Source organism: Allosphingosinicella sp. (genome assembly GCF_036570505.1).
Lineage (GTDB): Bacteria > Pseudomonadota > Alphaproteobacteria > Sphingomonadales > Sphingomonadaceae > Allosphingosinicella.
The window spans coordinates 1-1721 of sequence record NZ_DATCYB010000032.1 but is presented as its reverse complement, the minus strand read 5'-3'; the positions used below and the strand labels follow the sequence as shown (position 1 = coordinate 1721).

At 65.3% G+C, this 1721-nt stretch carries 4 protein-coding genes; all 4 read left to right on the top strand.

Annotated elements, in window-relative coordinates:
- The first annotated feature begins 20 nt into the window (after positions 1 to 20).
- The 4 genes from rpsN to rplR are packed head-to-tail and all read left to right on the top strand — an operon-like array spanning position 21 to position 1633.
- A complete protein-coding gene (gene rpsN / locus VIR62_RS02520; protein ID WP_067108754.1) occupies positions 21 to 326 on the top strand; it encodes a 30S ribosomal protein S14 in 306 nt (101 codons plus the stop codon).
- A gap of 12 nt (positions 327 to 338) precedes the next feature.
- Complete coding sequence (gene rpsH / locus VIR62_RS02515) at positions 339 to 743, top strand: 30S ribosomal protein S8 (RefSeq protein WP_037556380.1); 405 nt, start codon at positions 339 to 341, stop codon at positions 741 to 743.
- Positions 743 to 1276 carry a 50S ribosomal protein L6 gene (gene rplF / locus VIR62_RS02510; RefSeq protein ID WP_184094204.1) on the top strand — a complete coding sequence of 178 codons (534 nt, stop codon included), beginning with the start codon at positions 743 to 745 and terminating at the stop codon, positions 1274 to 1276. Before rpsH ends, rplF begins: the two co-directional genes overlap by 1 nt.
- A gap of 3 nt (positions 1277 to 1279) precedes the next feature.
- Positions 1280 to 1633, top strand: a complete 354-nt coding sequence (gene rplR / locus VIR62_RS02505; protein WP_431868425.1) for a 50S ribosomal protein L18 — start codon at positions 1280 to 1282, stop codon at positions 1631 to 1633.
- The last annotated feature ends 88 nt before the right edge of the window (positions 1634 to 1721 follow it).

The window sequence follows — 1721 nt, the reverse complement described above, 5'->3', positions numbered from 1 at the left end:
AAGGAAAGAGAACTTAAGTCATGGCGAAACTGAGTTCGGTGAACAAGAACGAGCGTCGCAAGCGTCTGGTGAAGAAATATGCCGGTCGCTACGCGAAGCTGAAGGCCATTGCGGCCGACACCTCGCTCGACGATGGCGAGCGTCTGATCGCGCGCCTCAAGATGGCGGAAATCCCGCGCAACGGCAACCCGACCCGCATCCGCAACCGGTGCGAGCTGACGGGCCGTCCGCGCGCCTATTACCGTAAATTCCGGCTGTGCCGCGTGCAGCTCCGCGATCTGGCCAACAAGGGCCTGATCCCCGGCGTTGTGAAGTCGAGCTGGTAAGGGACTGACAAGATGGCAATGACCGATCCCCTGGGTGATATGCTCACCCGCATCCGCAACGGCCAGCAGGCGAAGAAGGACAGCGTCCTGACTCCCGCCTCGACGCTGCGCGTCCGCGTTCTCGATGTGCTCCAGCGCGAAGGCTATATCCGCGGCTACAGCGAAGAAGCGCTGGGCGCGAAGGGCCAGCACAAGGGCATTCGCATCGAGCTCAAATATTTCGAGGGCCAGCCGGCGATCCGCCACGTGGCCCGCGTCTCGAAGCCGGGCCGCCGCATCTATTCGGGCTCGAAAGAGCTGCCGATCGTGCGCAACGGCCTGGGCATCACCATCGTGTCGACCCCGCGCGGCGTCCTGTCGGATGCCGAAGCGCGCGAGCATAATGTCGGCGGCGAAGTGCTGGCGGAGGTGTTCTGATGTCGCGCATCGGTAAAAAGGCCGTGGCAATCCCCAGCGGTGTCACCGCCGCGATCGACAGCGGCGAGCTGTCGGTCAAGGGGCCCAAGGGCACGCTGGCGATGCCGCTGTCCGACCTCATCAACTATGAGGTCGGCGAAGGCTCGATCTCGGTGAAGCCCGCCAACGACAGCCGCGAAGCGCGCGCGTTCTGGGGGATGCAGCGCACGCTGGTGCAGAACCTGATCACGGGCGTGACCGAGGGCTTCACCAAGGTGCTCGAGATCACCGGCGTCGGCTATCGCGCCAACTCGCAGGGCAAGACTCTGAAGCTGAACCTCGGGTACAGCCACGATGTCGATTTCGCGGTGCCCGAGGGCATCGAGATCAAGACGCCGGACAACACGACGATCGAGATCAGCGGCATCGACAAGCAGAAGGTCGGCCAGGTCGCGGCGGAGATCCGCCGCTGGCGCAAGCCCGAACCCTATAAGGGCAAGGGCATCAAATATCGCGGCGAGTACATCTTCCGCAAAGAAGGCAAGAAGAAGTAAGCCATGGCACATCTTACCCCTTTCCAGAAGCGCCGTCAGCGCGTCCGCACCGCCCTCCGCCAGCGCGCCGCCGGGCGTCCGCGTATGTCGGTGCATCGTTCGGGCCGCCATATCTATGCGCAGCTCATCGATGACGCCGCCGGTAAGACGCTGGCTGCCGCCTCGACGCTCGACAAGGACGTCCGCGGCAAGACCGGCGCGACCGCCGCTGCCGCCGCCGATGTCGGCAAGCGCCTCGCCGCTGCCGCCAAGAAGGCGGGCGTGACCCAGGTCGTGTTCGACCGTGGCGGCTTCCTGTTCCACGGGCGCATCAAGGCGCTGGCCGACGCGGCGCGCGAAGGCGGATTGGAGTTTTAACGATGGCAGACGAAGTTCAGAACGCCGCAGGCGCCCCCGAGGCGGCGACCGAAACGACCGGCGCGCCCCAGCGTCGCGGCCGCGGTGG

Bases quoted from the DNA above. Each gene is read 5' to 3' on its own strand.
- rpsN (WP_067108754.1), top strand. From the start codon at position 21: ATGGCGAAACTGAGTTCGGTGAACAAGAACGAGCGTCGCAAGCGTCTG.
- rplR (WP_431868425.1), top strand. From the start codon at position 1,280: ATGGCACATCTTACCCCTTTCCAGAAGCGCCGTCAGCGCGTCCGCACC.
- rpsH (WP_037556380.1), top strand. From the start codon at position 339: ATGGCAATGACCGATCCCCTGGGTGATATGCTCACCCGCATCCGCAAC.
- rplF (WP_184094204.1), top strand. From the start codon at position 743: ATGTCGCGCATCGGTAAAAAGGCCGTGGCAATCCCCAGCGGTGTCACC.